Source organism: Streptomyces lasalocidi (assembly GCF_005280215.1).
Classification (GTDB): domain Bacteria; phylum Actinomycetota; class Actinomycetes; order Streptomycetales; family Streptomycetaceae; genus Streptomyces; species Streptomyces longwoodensis.
In genome coordinates, this window is the sequence record NZ_SZNQ01000001.1 from 1,415,439 (window position 1) to 1,430,934 (window position 15,496).

The window sequence follows — 15,496 nt, forward strand, 5'->3', positions numbered from 1 at the left end:
GTCCCCCTGTGGGCTGTCAGTCGCGGGCCGCGGTCAGGTGTTCCGCGTGTTCCTGCAGGGAGCGGACGCCCACGTCGCCGTGGTTGAGGGCGTCGATGCCCTGGACGGCCGCGGCGAGCGCCTGGACCGTGGTCAGGCAGGGCACCGAGCGGGCCACCGCCGCCGTGCGGATGTCGTAGCCGTCCAGGCGGCCGCCGGTGCCGTACGGGGTGTTGACGATGAGGTCGACCTCGCCGTCGTGGATGAGCTGGACGATGGTCTTCTCGCCGTTCGGGCCGGTGCCCTCGGACTGCTTGCGCACGACCGTGGCGCTGATGCCGTTGCGCTTGAGGACCTCGGCGGTGCCGGAGGTGGCCAGCAGCTCGAAGCCGTGGGCGACCAGCTCGCGCGCCGGGAAGATCATCGAGCGCTTGTCGCGGTTGGCGACCGAGATGAACGCGCGGCCCTTGGTGGGCAGCGGGCCGTAGGCGCCGGCCTGCGACTTGGCGTAGGCCGTGCCGAAGACCGAGTCGATGCCCATGACCTCGCCGGTGGAGCGCATCTCCGGGCCGAGGATGGTGTCGACGCCGCGGCCGGAGGTGTCACGGAAGCGGCTCCAGGGCAGCACGGCCTCCTTGACGGAGATCGGCGCGTCCAGCGGCAGCTCGCCGCCGTCGCCGCGCGCGGGCAGCAGGCCCTCGGCGCGCAGCTCGGTGATGGTCGCGCCCAGCGAGATGCGGGCGGCGGCCTTGGCGAGCGGCACCGCGGTCGCCTTCGAGGTGAAGGGGACCGTACGGGAGGCGCGCGGGTTGGCCTCCAGGACGTACAGGATGTCGCCGGCCATCGCGAACTGGATGTTGATCAGGCCGCGCACGCCGACGCCGTGGGCGATGGCCTCGGTGGAGGCGCGCAGCCGCTTGATGTCGAAGCCGCCCAGGGTGATCGGGGGCAGGGCGCACGCCGAGTCGCCGGAGTGGATGCCGGCCTCCTCGATGTGCTCCATGACGCCGCCGAGGTACAGCTCCTCGCCGTCGTAGAGGGCGTCGACGTCGATCTCGATGGCGTCGTCCAGGAAGCGGTCGACGAGCACCGGCCGGGTGGGGCTGATCTCGGTCGACTCCTCGATGTACGCGGCCAGGCGGGTCTCGTCGTAGACGATCTCCATGCCGCGGCCGCCGAGGACGTACGACGGGCGGACCAGGACCGGGTAGCCGATCTCGTCGGCGATGGCCTTGGCCTCGGTGAAGGTGGTGGCGGTGCCGTGCTTGGGGGCCGGCAGGCCGGCCTCCTTCAGCACCCGGCCGAAGGCGCCCCGGTCCTCGGCCGCGTGGATGGCCTCGGGCGGGGTGCCGACGATCGGCACGCCGTTGTCCTTCAGCGCCTGGGCGAGGCCCAGCGGGGTCTGGCCGCCGAGCTGCACGACGACGCCCGCGATCGGGCCGGCCTGCCGCTCGGCGTGGACGATCTCCAGCACGTCCTCGAGCGTGAGCGGCTCGAAGTACAGGCGGTCGGAGGTGTCGTAGTCGGTGGAGACGGTCTCCGGGTTGCAGTTGACCATCACCGTCTCGTAGCCCGCGTCGCTCAGCGCGAAGGAGGCGTGGACGCAGGAGTAGTCGAACTCGATGCCCTGGCCGATGCGGTTGGGGCCGGAGCCGAGGATGATGACGGCCGGCTTCTCGCGCGGCGCGACCTCGCTCTCCTCGTCGTAGGCCGAGTAGAAGTACGGGGTCTTCGCGGCGAACTCGGCGGCGCAGGTGTCGACCGTCTTGTACACCGGGCGCACGCCCAGGGCGTGCCGCACCTCGCGCACGACGTCCTCGCGCAGCCCGCGGATCTCCGCGATCTGCTGGTCGGAGAAGCCGTGCCGCTTGGCCTCGACGAGCAGGGCGGGGGTGAGCTCGGCGGCCTCGGCCAGCTCGTCGGCGATCTCCTTGATCAGGAAGAGCTGGTCGACGAACCACGGGTCGATCTTCGTGTGGTCGAAGACCTCCTCGGGGGTGGCACCGGCGCGGATGGCCTGCATGACGGTGTTGATCCGGCCGTCGGTGGGCCGCACGGCCTCCCGCAGCAGCTCGTCCTTGTCGCCGGGCTCGCCGACGAAGGTGAACTGGCTGCCCTTCTTCTCCAGCGAGCGCAGCGCCTTCTGGAAGGCCTCGGGGAAGTTGCGGCCGATGGCCATGGCCTCGCCGACGGACTTCATGGTGGTGGTGAGGCCGGAGTCGGCGGAGGGGAACTTCTCGAAGGCGAAGCGCGGGGCCTTCACGACCACGTAGTCGAGCGTCGGCTCGAAGGAGGCCGGGGTCTCCTGCGTGATGTCGTTGGGGATCTCGTCGAGGGTGTAGCCGACGGCGAGCTTGGCCGCGATCTTGGCGATGGGGAAGCCGGTCGCCTTGGAGGCCAGGGCGGAGGAACGCGACACGCGCGGGTTCATCTCGATGACGATGACCCGGCCGTCCTCGGGGTTCACCGCGAACTGGATGTTGCAGCCGCCGGTGTCGACGCCGACCTCGCGGATCACGGCGATGCCGACGTCGCGCAGGATCTGGTACTCGCGGTCGGTCAGGGTCATCGCGGGCGCGACGGTGATCGAGTCGCCGGTGTGCACGCCCATGGGGTCGAAGTTCTCGATGGAGCAGACGACCACGACGTTGTCGTGCTTGTCGCGCATCAGCTCCAGCTCGTACTCCTTCCAGCCGAGGATGGACTCCTCCAGGAGGACCTCGGTGGTCGGGGAGAGCGTGAGGCCCTGGCCGGCGATGCGGCGCAGCTCCTCCTCGTCGTGGGCGAAGCCGGAACCGGCGCCGCCCATGGTGAAGGAGGGCCGGACGACGACCGGGTAGCCGCCGAGGGTCTCGACGCCCTGGAGGACGTCGTCCATGGTGTGGCAGATGACCGAGCGGGCCGACTCGCCGTGCCCGATCTTGCGGCGGACCTCCTCCACGACCACCTTGAACTGGTCGCGGTCCTCGCCCTTGTGGATGGCCTCGGGCTTGGCGCCGATCAGCTCGACGCCGTACTTCTCCAGGACGCCGTTCTCGTGCAGCGAGATGGCGGTGTTCAGGGCCGTCTGACCGCCCAGGGTGGGCAGCAGGGCGTCGGGGCGCTCCTTGGCGATGATCTTCTCGACGAACTCCGGGGTGATCGGCTCGACGTAGGTCGCGTCGGCGATCTCCGGGTCGGTCATGATCGTCGCCGGATTGGAGTTGACGAGGACGACGCGCAGGCCCTCGGCCTTGAGCACGCGGCACGCCTGGGTGCCGGAGTAGTCGAACTCCGCGGCCTGGCCGATGACGATCGGGCCGGAGCCGATGACCAGGACGGACTGGATATCGGTGCGCTTAGGCACGCTGGCCCTCCATCAGGGAGACGAAGCGGTCGAACAGGTAGGCGGCGTCGTGCGGGCCGGCGGCCGCTTCGGGGTGGTACTGGACGGAGAAGGCCGGCTGGTCGAGCAGCTGCAGGCCCTCCACGACGTCGTCGTTCAGGCAGACGTGGGAGACCTCGGCGCGGCCGAACTTCGTCTCGCTGACCTTGTCGAGCGGCGCGTCGACGGCGAAGCCGTGGTTGTGCGCGGTGACCTCGACCTTGCCGGTGGTGCGGTCCTGGACCGGCTGGTTGATGCCGCGGTGGCCGTACTTCAGCTTGTACGTGCCGAAGCCGAGGGCGCGGCCGAGGATCTGGTTGCCGAAGCAGATGCCGAACAGCGGGGTCCTGCGCTCCAGGACGGCACGCATCAGGGCGACGGGGCCGTCGGCGGTCGCGGGGTCGCCGGGGCCGTTGGAGAAGAACACGCCGTCCGGGGCGACGGCGTACACGTCGTCGGGGGTGGCGGTGGCGGGCAGCACGTGCACCTCGATGCCGCGCTCGGCCATGCGGTGCGGGGTCATGCCCTTGATGCCGAGGTCGATGGCGGCCACGGTGAACCGCTTCTCGCCGACCGCGGGGACGACGTACGCCTCCTGGGTGGCGACTTCCTCGTAGAGGCTCGCGCCCTTCATGTGCGGCTGGGCCTGCACGCGTGCGAGGAGCTCGGCGTCGGGGGCGATCGCCTCGCCGGAGAAGACGCCGGCGCGCATGGAGCCGCGCTCGCGCAGGTGGCGGGTGAGGGCGCGGGTGTCGATGCCGGAGATGCCGACCACGCCCTGGGCGACCAGCTCGTCGTCCAGGGAGCGGGTGGCGCGCCAGCTGGACGGCACGCGCGCGGGGTCGCGCACGACGTAGCCGGAGACCCAGATGCGCCGGGACTCGTCGTCCTCGTCGTTCCAGCCGGTGTTGCCGATCTGCGGGGCGGTCGCGACGACGATCTGCCGGTCGTACGACGGGTCGGTGAGGGTCTCCTGGTAGCCGGTCATGCCGGTGGAGAACACCGCCTCGCCGAACGTCTCCCCCACGGCCCCGTAGGCGCGGCCGCGGAAGACGCGGCCGTCCTCCAGGACGAGTACCGCGGGAGACACCCCTTTCCGCTGCGAGGCGTTCCCCTTCGTGGAGGTCGTCATCGTGCGCCTTCCGTTTCGCTCTTGTTGATCATGGAGTTGATGGCGTCGACCCAGGCGCCGTGCTCGGCCGCGTGGTCCGAGCGGAAGCCGGAGTCGATCAGCCGCCCGCCGTGCTCCCAGGTCACCACCAGCAGGCCGCCCTCGGTGAGGACCTTGCCGGCGATGCCCTTGCCGAGCACGGCCTCCCGCAGCGCGCCGACCGGGATGAAGAAGTCGCTCGCGCCGGGGCGCACGACGTCCAGTCCCGCGTCGGTCAGGGTGAGCTCGACCCGGCTGCGGGTGCCGAGGCCGTGCGCCACGATGCGGTCGAGCCACTGCCCCGCGGTGGTGGAGCCGTGGTAGCGGCCGGTCATGGTCAGTCTCGCCGCACCCGGCGCCGACGGCGCGGTGGGCAGCTCCGGCAGGTCGCCCTGGAGCGTCCCGCGCCACTTCCAGCCCTCGCGCATCAGCCAGTAGACGAGCGCGACGAACAGCAGGAGGCCGACGACCCAGCCGACGCGGGCGGCCCAGTCGGTCACTTCCGCCGACTTCTGGTCGGCGGCCAGCAGGATTACAGGTGTCACGTGAGCTTCCCGTCGACGAGCGTGGCCTTGCCCCGCAGCCAGGTGTGCGTCACACGGCCCGGCAGCTCACGCCCCTCGTAGGGGGTGTTGCGGCTGCGCGAGGCGAAGCCCGCGGGGTCCACCGCTCCACGGTATGCCGTGTCGACCAGCGTGAGGTTGGCGGGCTCACCAGCCGAGACGGGACGCCCGTGGCCCGTGGCCCGGCCGATCTCCGCGGGCTTGACGCTCATCCGGTCGGCGACCTGCGCCCAGTCCAGCAGGCCCGTCTCCACCATGGTCTCCTGGACCACCGACAGCGCGGTCTCCAGGCCGACCATGCCCATGGCGGCCGCGGCCCACTCGCAGTCCTTGTCCTCGTGCGGGTGCGGGGCGTGGTCGGTGGCGACGATGTCGATCGTGCCGTCGGCGAGCGCCTCGCGCAGGGCCAGCACGTCGCGCTCGGTGCGCAGCGGCGGGTTGACCTTGTAGACCGGGTCGTAGCTGCGCACCAGCTCGTCGGTGAGGAGCAGGTGGTGCGGGGTGACCTCGGCGGTGACCTGGATGCCGCGGGACTTGGCCCAGCGGACGATCTCCACCGAGCCCGCGGTCGACAGGTGGCAGATGTGGACGCGGGAGCCGACGTGCTCGGCGAGCAGCACGTCCCGCGCGATGATCGACTCCTCGGCGACGGCCGGCCAGCCGCCCAGGCCCAGCTCGGCGGAGACGACGCCCTCGTTCATCTGGGCGCCCTCGGTGAGCCGCGGCTCCTGGGCGTGCTGGGCGACGACCCCGCCGAACGCCTTCACGTACTCCAGCGCGCGGCGCATGATCACCGCGTCGTCGACGCACTTGCCGTCGTCGGAGAAGACGGTGACGCCGGCCGCCGACTCGTGCATGGCGCCCAGCTCGGCGAGCTTGCGGCCCTCCAGGCCGATGGTGACGGCGCCGATGGGCTGCACGTCGCAGTAGCCGTGCTGCTGTCCGAGCCGGTAGACCTGCTCGACCACGCCGGCCGTGTCGGCGACGGGGAAGGTGTTGGCCATGGCGAACACCGCGGTGTAGCCGCCGGAGGCCGCCGCGCGGGTGCCGGTGAGGACCGTCTCGGAGTCCTCGCGGCCGGGCTCGCGCAGGTGGGTGTGCAGGTCGACCAGGCCCGGCAGCAGCACCTTGCCGTCGGCCTCGACGACCTCGGCGCCCTCGGCGCTCAGGCCGGTGCCGACCTCGGCGATGGTCTGCCCGTCGATCAGCACGTCCTGGGGGGCGCCGCCGAGCACCTTCGCGCCGCGGATCAGGGTCTTGCTCATGTCGGTCACTTCTCCTCGGCAGTGCGGGCGTGGCTGACGGCGGGCTCGTTGCCGCCGAGCAGCAGGTAGAGGACGGCCATCCGGATGGAGACGCCGTTGGCGACCTGCTCGACGACCGTGCAGCGGTCGGAGTCGGCGACCTCGGCGGTGATCTCCATGCCGCGGACCATCGGGCCGGGGTGCATCACGATGGCGTGCTCGGGCATCCGCGCCATGCGCTCGCCGTCCAGGCCGTAGCGCCGCGAGTACTCGCGCTCGGTCGGGAAGAACGCGGCGTTCATCCGCTCGCGCTGCACGCGCAGCATCATCACCGCGTCGGACTTGGGCAGCGTGCTGTCGAGGTCGTACGACACCTCGCAGGGCCACTGCTCGACGCCGACCGGCACCAGGGTGGGCGGGGCGACCAGGGTGACCTCGGCGCCGAGGGTGTGCAGCAGGTCCACGTTGGAGCGGGCGACCCGGCTGTGCAGGACGTCGCCGACCAGGGTGATGCGCTTGCCGGCCAGGTCCTGGCCGAGCCCGGCGTCCCGGCCGATCAGCCGGCGGCGCATGGTGAAGGCGTCCAGCAGGGCCTGGGTGGGGTGCTGGTGGGTGCCGTCGCCCGCGTTGATGACGGCGGCGTCGATCCAGCCGGAGGTGGCGAGCCGGTAGGGCGCGCCGGACGCGCCGTGCCGGATGACGACCGCGTCGACGCCCATGGCCTCCAGGGTCTGCGCGGTGTCCTTCAGGGACTCGCCCTTGGAGACGCTGGAGCCCTTGGCGGAGAAGTTGATGACGTCGGCGGACAGCCGCTTCTCGGCGGCCTCGAAGGAGATCCGGGTCCGGGTGGAGTCCTCGAAGAAGAGGTTGACGATCGTGCGGCCGCGCAGGGTCGGCAGCTTCTTGATGGGACGGTCGGCCACCCGGGCCATCTCCTCGGCGGTGTCGAGGATCAGGACGGCGTCGTCGCGGGTGAGGTCGGCGGCCGAGATGAGATGACGCTGCATCTGTCAGGCTCCGTAAGGCAGTTCATTCGGGAGATTCTGGGCAGACAGGCGCGTGCCGGGGCGCCGCGGGGCGCGCGGACCCGCCTGTACCGCTACTGGGCGGCCGGCTTCGCACCGAGCAGCACGGTGTCGCGACCGTCCTCCTCGGCGAGCTGGACCTTGACCGTCTCCCGCAGCGACGTGGGGAGGTTCTTGCCGACGTAGTCGGCGCGGATGGGCAGTTCGCGGTGGCCGCGGTCGACCAGCACGGCGAGCTGCACGGCCCGCGGGCGCCCGATGTCGTTCAGGGCGTCCAGGGCGGCGCGGATGGTGCGGCCGGAGAAGAGCACGTCGTCGACGAGGACGACGAGCCGGCCGTCGATGCCGTCACCGGGGATCTCGGTGCGGGCGAGCGCGCGCGGCGGGTGCATGCGCAGGTCGTCGCGGTACATGGTGATGTCGAGCGATCCCACGGGGACCGTGCGGTCGGTGATCTGCTCGAGCTTGGCGGCGAGCCGCTGGGCGAGGAAGACGCCCCGGGTCGGGATGCCGAGGAGCACCACGTCGTCGGCGCCCTTGGCGCGCTCGACGATCTCGTGGGCGATGCGCGTGAGCACCCGCGCGATGTCGGGGGCCTCGAGAACGGGCCGGGCGTCGGACGCTTGCGCGTCGGGTGCCCCAGGTGCTTCGGATACTTCGGACGCTTGCGCGTCGGCGTGCGTGTCCATAAGAAACGGACCTCCTTCTCCGCCTCACGGGACGGACCTTAAAGGACGTCGGGTTTGCGCCATCCACGGTAGCAGGCCCCCACGGCGGCCCCGGGCCGGGTCCCCGACACGCGCTGCGTCACCCCGACGGCCGTACCGGATCACCCGGTCGGCGCAGCGGGGGGCGGTTACCACGGAAGCGTCGGTGTGGACCATTCGGCTTGACGCAGAAGAATCACGCTGCGTAACCTCACAATGAGTTACCAGCCGCGCGGTGCGGAACCAAGCCGGGCCGCGTCGACACAGTGCCGGGGAGCTATATGTCCAGCGAATACGCCAAACAGCTCGGGGCCAAGCTCCGGGCGATCCGCACCCAGCAGGGCCTTTCCCTCCACGGTGTCGAGGAGAAGTCCCAGGGACGCTGGAAGGCGGTCGTGGTCGGGTCGTACGAGCGCGGCGACCGCGCCGTGACCGTGCAGCGCCTCGCCGAGCTGGCGGACTTCTACGGCGTTCCGGTGCAGGAGCTGCTCCCGGGCACCACCCCGGGCGGCGCCGCCGAGCCCCCGCCGAAGCTGGTCCTGGACCTGGAGCGGCTGGCCCACGTGCCGGTCGAGAAGGCGGGACCCCTCCAGCGCTACGCGGCGACGATCCAGTCCCAGCGTGGTGACTACAACGGCAAGGTGCTCTCGATCCGCCAGGACGACCTGCGCACCCTCGCCGTCATCTACGACCAGTCGCCCTCGGTCCTCACCGAGCAGCTGATCAGCTGGGGCGTGCTGGACGCGGACGCCCGTCGCGCGGTGGCGACCCACGAAGAGGCCTGAGCGCCCCACCACCGAGCAGAAACGTTGCCGCCGGGTGGCCGGAACCCTGAGGGGGTTTCCGGCCACCCGGCGGCTTCGCTGTCGGCGCCCGGCCGGAGCGGTGCACGCTCCGTCCCGGCCGGCGCCGGCTGGGGCCGACAGGTCCTAGGCGCGTCGAAGGGACGGCTTGAGCTCCTTGAGGCGGCCGAGCAGCCCGTTGACGAAGGCCGGCGACTCGTCCGTGGAGAACTCCTTCGCCAGCTGCACCATCTCGTCCAGGACCACCGCGTCCGGCGTCTCGTCGACCCAGATCAGCTCGTAGGCCCCGAGACGCAGGATGTTGCGGTCCACGACGGGCATCCGGTCCAGCGTCCAGCCGACCGAGTACTGCGCGATCAGCTCGTCGATGCGCCGCGCCTGCTCGGCGTAGCCCTCGACCAGCTGCATCGTGTACTCGCTCACCGGCGGCTGCCGGGTGTCGTCCCGGGAGAGCCGGATCCAGTCCGCGAGGACCGTCAGGACGTCGGCGCCGCGCTGGTCGCCCTCGAAGAGGATCTGGAAGGCACGCTTGCGGGCCGTGTTGCGGGCAGCCACGGTTAGCTGTTCACCCGGCCGAGGTAGTCGCTGGTACGGGTGTCGACCTTGATCTTCTCACCGGTGGTGATGAAGAGCGGGACCTGGATCTGGTGACCGGTCTCCAGCGTGGCCGGCTTGGTGCCACCGGTGGAGCGGTCGCCCTGCAGGCCCGGCTCGGTCTCCTGGACGACGAGCTCGACGGCGGCCGGCAGCTCGACGAAGAGGACCTCGCCCTCGTGCTGCGCGACGGTGGCCGTGAAGCCCTCGATCAGGAAGTTGGCGGCGTCGCCCACGGACTTGCGGTCGACCATGAGCTGGTCGTAGGTCTCCATGTCCATGAAGACGAAGTACTCGCCGTCCATGTACGAGAACTGCATGTCGCGCTTGTCGACAGTGGCCGTCTCGACCTTGACGCCGGCGTTGAACGTCTTGTCGACGACCTTGCCGGACAGCACGTTCTTGAGCTTGGTGCGCACGAAGGCCGGGCCCTTGCCGGGCTTGACGTGCTGGAACTCGACGACGGACCAGAGCTGGCCGCCTTCGAGCTTGAGCACCAGGCCGTTCTTGAGGTCGTTCGTGGAAGCCACGGTTGCGGAATCTCCTGGACTGACGTACGACCCCGGGGCAGGCGCCGCGGTGGATTGCCCCTACAGCGCGAGCAGCTCCTTGGTCGTGATGGTGAGTAGCTCGGGTCCGCCGTCCGCCTCGGGGCGCACGACGAGCGTGTCATCGATCCGGACACCGCCCCGGCCCGGGAGGTGGACCCCCGGTTCGACGGTGACCGGCACGCAAGCGTCCAGTTTACCCATGGCGGCGGGGGCCAACTGCGGGTCCTCGTCGATTTCGAGTCCCACGCCGTGTCCGACGGCCCGCGGCAGGCCCTCGCTGTGCCCGGCGGAGGCCAGCACCTGGCGTGCGGCACGGTCCACGTCACGGCAGGCGGTGCCCGGGGTCAGGGCCTCTCGCCCGGCGCGCTGGGCGGCGAAGACCAGGTCGTACAGCTCGATCTGCCAGTCGGCGGGCGCCGTGCCGATGACGAACGTACGGCCGATCTCACAGCGGTAGCCGCGGTACGTCGCCCCCAGGCACACGGAGAGGAAGTCGCCCTCCTCGACGCGGCGGTCCGTGGGCCGGTGTCCCCCGCGGCCGGAGTGCGGGCCGGTGCCGACGGAGGTGGGGAAGGCGGGGCCGTCGGCGCCGTGGTCGACGAGCCTGCGCTCCAGTTCCAGGGCGAGGTGCCGTTCGGTGCGGCCGACGAGGATGGACTCCAGCAGCTCGCCGAGGGCCTGGTCGGCGATCTCGGCGGCGATGCGGATGCTGGAGATCTCCTCCTCGTCCTTCACCACGCGCAGTTGCTCGACCCCGCCGCCGAGGTCGCCGAGGCGCACCTGGGGCGCGACGGAGCGGATCGCCCGGTGGCGGGAGACCGTGAGGTGGTGTTCCTCGACGGCCAGGGAGGGGACGTCCCGGTCGGTGAGCAGGCCGACGGCGGCGACGGCGGGGTCCCCGGCCGAGCCGGGCAGCGTGTGCAGCCGGACGGACTCGTCGAGGCGGCCGCCCGGCGCGCGGTCGTCCAGCGGGCCCGGACAGACGAGGGTGTCCTCGTCGGGGCCGAGGAGCAGCACCGCGTCGCGCGGGGCGGCGCCGGCGAGGTAGCGGACGTTGGCCGGGCGCGAGATCAGCGCAGCCGCGCTGCCGGCGGCGCTGCAGCGTTCCCTGAGCCGGGTGCGGCGGATTGCGTGCATCTCTGACATGAGATGAGCGTAGGAGCGGCGGGCGATTCGTGCCGTTCGGGAGGGGCCGGTGGTGTTCCGGCGGCGGGGCTCGTGGTGTTCGGGCAGCGGCGCGTCCGGCGGTCGGCGCGCCGGTCGGTCACCACTTCGGCGGGCTCGCCATCGCCCGGGCCAGGATGTCGTCGAGGACCTGGGCCGTGGCCGGGACGTCCAGCTGCGAGTTGTCGATGATCGGCAGTCCCGAGCCGTACCAGCCGGCCATGCGGCCGTGGATGCGGGCCACTTCCTCGTCGGTGAGGCGGCGGTTGCCCGAGCGCTCGGCGTTGCGCTCCAGCACGACCTCCAGGCCGGGCAGCAGCACGACCGGCAGCAGGCCGGGGCCCACGTGGCGCTTCCAGCCGCCGAGGCCCACCGCGGGGCGGTCGGGGAAGATCGCGTCGTCGAGGATGCAGGAGATGCCGTTGGCCAGGAAGTTGCGCGCGGCGAAGCCGCAGGTGCGGCGGGCCAGGCGGTACTGCGCCTCCGAGTGGTCGTTCCACCCGCGCTGGGGGTCGGCGAAGCCCGAGCGGACCCACTCGCGCACGTCGTCGAGGCTGATGTGGGCCGTGGGCACCCGGCGGTGGTCGGCCCAGTACTTGGCCACGCTGGTCTTGCCCGCGCCCGCGGGGCCGATCAGCAGGACCGCGAGGGTGGTCGTGGTCGGGTCGGGGGCGACCGGGGCGGGCGGCACGCTGGGCATGCCGACCGGACCGCCGGGCGGCAACGGGAGGTGACCGGTGGTCTCCGGCGGCCGTGACCCCTGCGGGGCGGGGGCGTGCTGCGGGGCGGGGGCCGGGGGCTGCGGCGGGGAGCCGTGCTGGGGCGGCGCCTGAGCCGGGGGCTGCGGGGCCGGGGGCTGCGGCGGAGCGCCGTGCTGCGGCTGGGGGGCCGGAGGCTGCGGCGGATGACCGTGGTGCGGCGCGGGAGCCGGCGGCTGCGGGGCCGGCGGCTGCGGCTGACCACCGTGGTGCGGCGCGGGAGCCTGAGGCTGGGCCGGACCGCCGGGCCGGGGCGGCGCCTGCGCCGGGGGCTGCGGGGCCGGGGCGTGTGGGGGTGCCGGGGGGACCGGGCCCGAGGGGGTGCCGGTGCGGCCCGGGGGCGGTGGCGCGGGGGCGGGCTGCTGCTGCGGGCCCGGGTGGTGTGCGGCCGGTGACCATCCGGCGATCGGCCCGTGCCCCGACTGGTGGGGCGGCGGCAGCGGAGAACCCACTGCGTGCTGCATCCGGTGCCACTCCGTCTCGTTCTACTGGGCTCGGTCCAGGGCGGGGTCCGGCCCCGCTCCGTACGGAACGGTACCGCCCCCGGCTGTCGTTCGGTGAACGGCCGGGGGCGTCGTGAAGTGCCCGACGGGAGAAGCGGATCGGGCACGGGGGGCGCTCAGGCCCTACTCGCCCACCTCGCCGTACGCGGCGAGCAGGATCGCCGGGTCCGGTCCCTCCAGGACGGTCGGCTTGGCCAGCCCGTCCAGGACGATGAAGCGCAGCAGGTCGCCGCGGGACTTCTTGTCGACCTTCATCGCCTCCAGCAGCTTGGGCCACTGGTCGTAGCGGTAGTGCAGGGGCAGCCCGACCGACTCCAGGACCGTGCGGTGGCGGTCGGCGGTGGCGTCGTCCAGGCGGCCCGCGAGCCGGCCGAGTTCGGCGGCGAAGTGCATGCCGACCGCCACGGCCGCCCCGTGCCGCCAGCTGTAGCGCTCGTTCTTCTCGATGGCGTGGGCGAGGGTGTGGCCGTAGTTCAGGATCTCCCGGAGGCCGGACTCCTTGAGATCGGACGACACCACGTCCGCCTTGACCTTGATGGAGCGCTCGATCAGCTCGGCCGTGTGCGGGCCGGCCGGGGTGCGCGCCGCCTGCGGGTCGGACTCGATCAGGTCCAGGATCACCGGGTCGGCGATGAAGCCCGCCTTGATGATCTCCGCCAGCCCGGAGACGTAGTCGTGGACCGGCAGCGACTCCAGCGCGGCCAGGTCGCACAGCACGCCCGCGGGCGGGTGGAAGGAGCCCACGAGGTTCTTGCCCTCGGCGGTGTTGATGCCGGTCTTGCCGCCGACCGCCGCGTCCACCATGGCCAGCACGGTGGTCGGGACGGCCACCCAGCGCACCCCGCGCAGCCAGGTGGCGGCCACGAAGCCGGCGAGGTCCGTGGTCGCGCCGCCGCCGACGCCGACGATGACGTCGGTGCGGGTGAAGCCGGACTGGCCGAGTGCCTTCCAGCAGTACGCGGCGACCTCGGCGGTCTTGGCCTCCTCGGCGTTGGGCACCTGGATGGCGACCGCCTCGTAGCCCTGCCCGGCCAGATCGGCGCGGAGCGCGTCACCGGTCTCGGCGAGCGCCTCGGGGTGGATCACCGCGACCCGCTTGGCCCGGTCCCCGATCAACCCGGCCAGCTCGCCGAGCAGCTGACGGCCCACCAGGACCTCGTAGGGCTCGCTGCCCGCACTGCCGCCGACGAGGATCCGCGTCACCGACTCGCTCATGCTTCCTTCAACTCCAGTGCGTCCAGGACGGCTCGGGTGACGTCCTCGGGCGTCCGGCCGTCGGTGGCCACCACGACGGTGGCGACCTCCTCGTACAGGTGGCGGCGGGCGTCCATCAGCTCGCGCCACTGCTTGCGCGGGTTGACCGCGAGCAGCGGACGGGCGGCGTTCAGACCCGTGCGCTTGACCGCCTCCTCGACGTCCATCGACAGGTAGGCCACGCTGCGGTCCTTCAGCAGGGCGCGCGTGTCCGGGTCGAGGACGGCCCCGCCGCCGAGGGCGAGGACGCCGGTGTGCGCGGCCAGCGCGTCGCGCACCGCGTCCTTCTCCAGCGCACGGAAGGCCGGTTCGCCCTCGTCGAGGAAGATCTCGGCGATGGTGCGGCCCTGCGCCGCGACGATGTCGTCGTCCGTGTCGCGGTACCCGGTGCCGAGCCGCTCGGCCAGCAGCTGTCCGACCGTCGACTTGCCCACGCCCATCGGGCCGACCAGGACGATCACCGGACCGCTCATCGGATGTGGAGGGAGTCGAGGTACGAGCGGGCGTTGCGGCGGGTCTCGGTGACGCTGTCGCCGCCGAACTTCTCGGCGACCGCGTCGGCCAGGACCAGCGCCACCATCGCCTCGGCGACGATCCCGGCGGCCGGGACCGCGGAGACGTCCGAGCGCTGGTGGTGGGCCTGGGTGGCCTCGCCGGTGGTGACGTCGACGGTCTGCAGGGCGCGCGGCACCGTGGCGATCGGCTTCATCGCGGCCCGCACCCGCAGCAGCTCCCCGGTGCTCAGACCGCCCTCCGTGCCGCCCGCGCGGCCGGAGACGCGGCGGATGCCCTCGGGGGTGTTCACGATCTCGTCGTGCGCCTTGGAACCGGGCACCCGGGCCAGCTCGAACCCGTCACCGACCTCGACGCCCTTGATCGCCTGGATGCCCATCAGGGCACCGGCGAGCCGGGCGTCCAGCTTGCGGTCCCAGTGCACGTGCGAGCCGAGGCCGACCGGGACGCCGTAGGCCAGCACCTCGACCACACCGCCGAGCGTGTCACCGTCCTTGTGGGCCTGGTCCACCTCCGCGACCATCGCCTTCGAGGTGTCCGCGTCCAGGCAGCGCAGCGGGTCGGCGTCCAGCCGCTCGACGTCGGCCGGCGTCGGGTACACACCCCGCGGCGCCCTCACCGAGCACAGCTCCACGACGTGGGAGACGATCTCGACGCCCACCGTCTCCTTCAGGTACGAACGCGCCACCGCACCCAGCGCCACGCGGGCGGCCGTCTCCCGCGCCGAGGCACGCTCCAGGATCGGCCGCGCCTCCTCGAAGCCGTACTTCTGCATGCCCGCCAGGTCGGCGTGGCCGGGGCGGGGCCGGGTCAGCGGCGCGTTGCGGGCCAGACCCGCCAAGATCTCCGGGTCGACCGGGTCGGCCGCCATGACCTGCTCCCACTTGGGCCACTCGGTGTTGCCCACCATGACCGCCACCGGGGAGCCGAGGGTCAGACCGTGCCGCACGCCGCCGAGGAAGGTGACCTCGTCACGCTCGAACTTCATCCGCGCGCCGCGGCCATAGCCGAGCCGCCGCCTGGCCAGGTGGTCCGCCACCATCTCCGTGGTGATCGGCACGCCGGCCGGGAGGCCCTCCAGCGTCGCGACGAGTGCGGGGCCGTGGGACTCCCCCGCGGTCAGCCAGCGCAACCTGCTCAACGGTGCTCCTCAGTGCTCGCGCCTGGTACTGCCCTGCGTACGCGCGTCCTCGCGCACGGCAGCGGCGTGACCGGGTGCGCGACCCGGGTCCGCCACCTCCGATCCTCCCACGTCCCGGCCCCCGCCCCGGCCGCCGGTCCATCTGGCGGACGGCGGCGCGGACACCGGGGCAGCCGCGAGGGC

Annotated in this window: 14 protein-coding genes; 1 reads left to right on the forward strand and 13 read right to left on the reverse strand. The window is 72.3% G+C overall.

What is annotated here, in order from left to right; genetic code table 11:
- Positions 1–16 precede the first annotated feature (16 nt).
- From carB to pyrR, 6 genes are all read right to left on the reverse strand, one after another.
- Positions 17–3,325 (reverse strand): carbamoyl-phosphate synthase large subunit, encoded by a 3,309-nt coding sequence (gene carB / locus E4U91_RS06215; protein ID WP_137305902.1) that lies wholly within the window; start codon positions 3,323–3,325, stop codon positions 17–19.
- Positions 3,318–4,475, reverse strand: a complete 1,158-nt coding sequence (carA, locus tag E4U91_RS06220; protein ID WP_137305903.1) for a glutamine-hydrolyzing carbamoyl-phosphate synthase small subunit — start codon at positions 4,473–4,475, stop codon at positions 3,318–3,320. The genes carB and carA overlap by 8 nt, the downstream gene beginning before the upstream one ends.
- Positions 4,472–5,038, reverse strand: coding sequence for a PH-like domain-containing protein (locus E4U91_RS06225; RefSeq protein ID WP_137305904.1), 567 nt, complete (start codon positions 5,036–5,038; stop codon positions 4,472–4,474). Before E4U91_RS06225 ends, carA begins: the two co-directional genes overlap by 4 nt.
- The gene (locus E4U91_RS06230) at positions 5,035–6,321 is read right to left on the reverse strand and encodes a dihydroorotase (RefSeq protein ID WP_137305905.1); all 1,287 of its coding nucleotides are present in this window, start codon (positions 6,319–6,321) and stop codon (positions 5,035–5,037) included. The genes E4U91_RS06225 and E4U91_RS06230 overlap by 4 nt, the downstream gene beginning before the upstream one ends.
- Positions 6,322–6,326: 5 nt before the next feature.
- A complete protein-coding gene (locus E4U91_RS06235) occupies positions 6,327–7,307 on the reverse strand; it encodes an aspartate carbamoyltransferase catalytic subunit (RefSeq protein WP_067235535.1) in 981 nt (326 codons plus the stop codon).
- Positions 7,308–7,399: 92 nt separating this feature from the next.
- Positions 7,400–8,014 (reverse strand): bifunctional pyr operon transcriptional regulator/uracil phosphoribosyltransferase PyrR, encoded by a 615-nt coding sequence (gene pyrR / locus E4U91_RS06240; protein WP_137305906.1) that lies wholly within the window; start codon positions 8,012–8,014, stop codon positions 7,400–7,402.
- 299 nt (positions 8,015–8,313) lie between these two features.
- On the opposite strand from pyrR, the gene bldD reads away from it, so the two are divergent.
- On the forward strand, positions 8,314–8,817 hold the full coding sequence (bldD, locus tag E4U91_RS06245; RefSeq protein WP_137305907.1) for a transcriptional regulator BldD: 504 nt from the start codon (positions 8,314–8,316) through the stop codon (positions 8,815–8,817).
- A 144-nt stretch (positions 8,818–8,961) separates the two neighbouring features.
- On the opposite strand, the gene nusB is transcribed toward bldD, so the two are convergent.
- From nusB to aroC, 7 genes are all read right to left on the reverse strand, one after another.
- On the reverse strand, positions 8,962–9,390 hold the full coding sequence (gene nusB / locus E4U91_RS06250; protein ID WP_067235528.1) for a transcription antitermination factor NusB: 429 nt from the start codon (positions 9,388–9,390) through the stop codon (positions 8,962–8,964).
- A gap of 2 nt (positions 9,391–9,392) precedes the next feature.
- Complete coding sequence (efp, locus tag E4U91_RS06255; RefSeq protein ID WP_067235525.1) at positions 9,393–9,959, reverse strand: elongation factor P; 567 nt, start codon at positions 9,957–9,959, stop codon at positions 9,393–9,395.
- Positions 9,960–10,019: 60 nt separating this feature from the next.
- A complete protein-coding gene (locus E4U91_RS06260; protein WP_137305908.1) occupies positions 10,020–11,126 on the reverse strand; it encodes an aminopeptidase P family protein in 1,107 nt (368 codons plus the stop codon).
- A 118-nt stretch (positions 11,127–11,244) separates the two neighbouring features.
- The gene (locus E4U91_RS06265; RefSeq protein WP_137305909.1) at positions 11,245–12,366 is read right to left on the reverse strand and encodes an AAA family ATPase; all 1,122 of its coding nucleotides are present in this window, start codon (positions 12,364–12,366) and stop codon (positions 11,245–11,247) included.
- 162 nt (positions 12,367–12,528) lie between these two features.
- Complete coding sequence (gene aroB, locus E4U91_RS06270) at positions 12,529–13,620, reverse strand: 3-dehydroquinate synthase (RefSeq protein ID WP_137305910.1); 1,092 nt, start codon at positions 13,618–13,620, stop codon at positions 12,529–12,531.
- Positions 13,617–14,132 (reverse strand): shikimate kinase, encoded by a 516-nt coding sequence (locus E4U91_RS06275; RefSeq protein ID WP_137305911.1) that lies wholly within the window; start codon positions 14,130–14,132, stop codon positions 13,617–13,619. The genes aroB and E4U91_RS06275 overlap by 4 nt, the downstream gene beginning before the upstream one ends.
- Positions 14,129–15,313 (reverse strand): chorismate synthase, encoded by a 1,185-nt coding sequence (aroC, locus tag E4U91_RS06280; protein WP_137305912.1) that lies wholly within the window; start codon positions 15,311–15,313, stop codon positions 14,129–14,131. Before aroC ends, E4U91_RS06275 begins: the two co-directional genes overlap by 4 nt.
- Between the last annotated feature and the right edge of the window lie 183 nt (positions 15,314–15,496).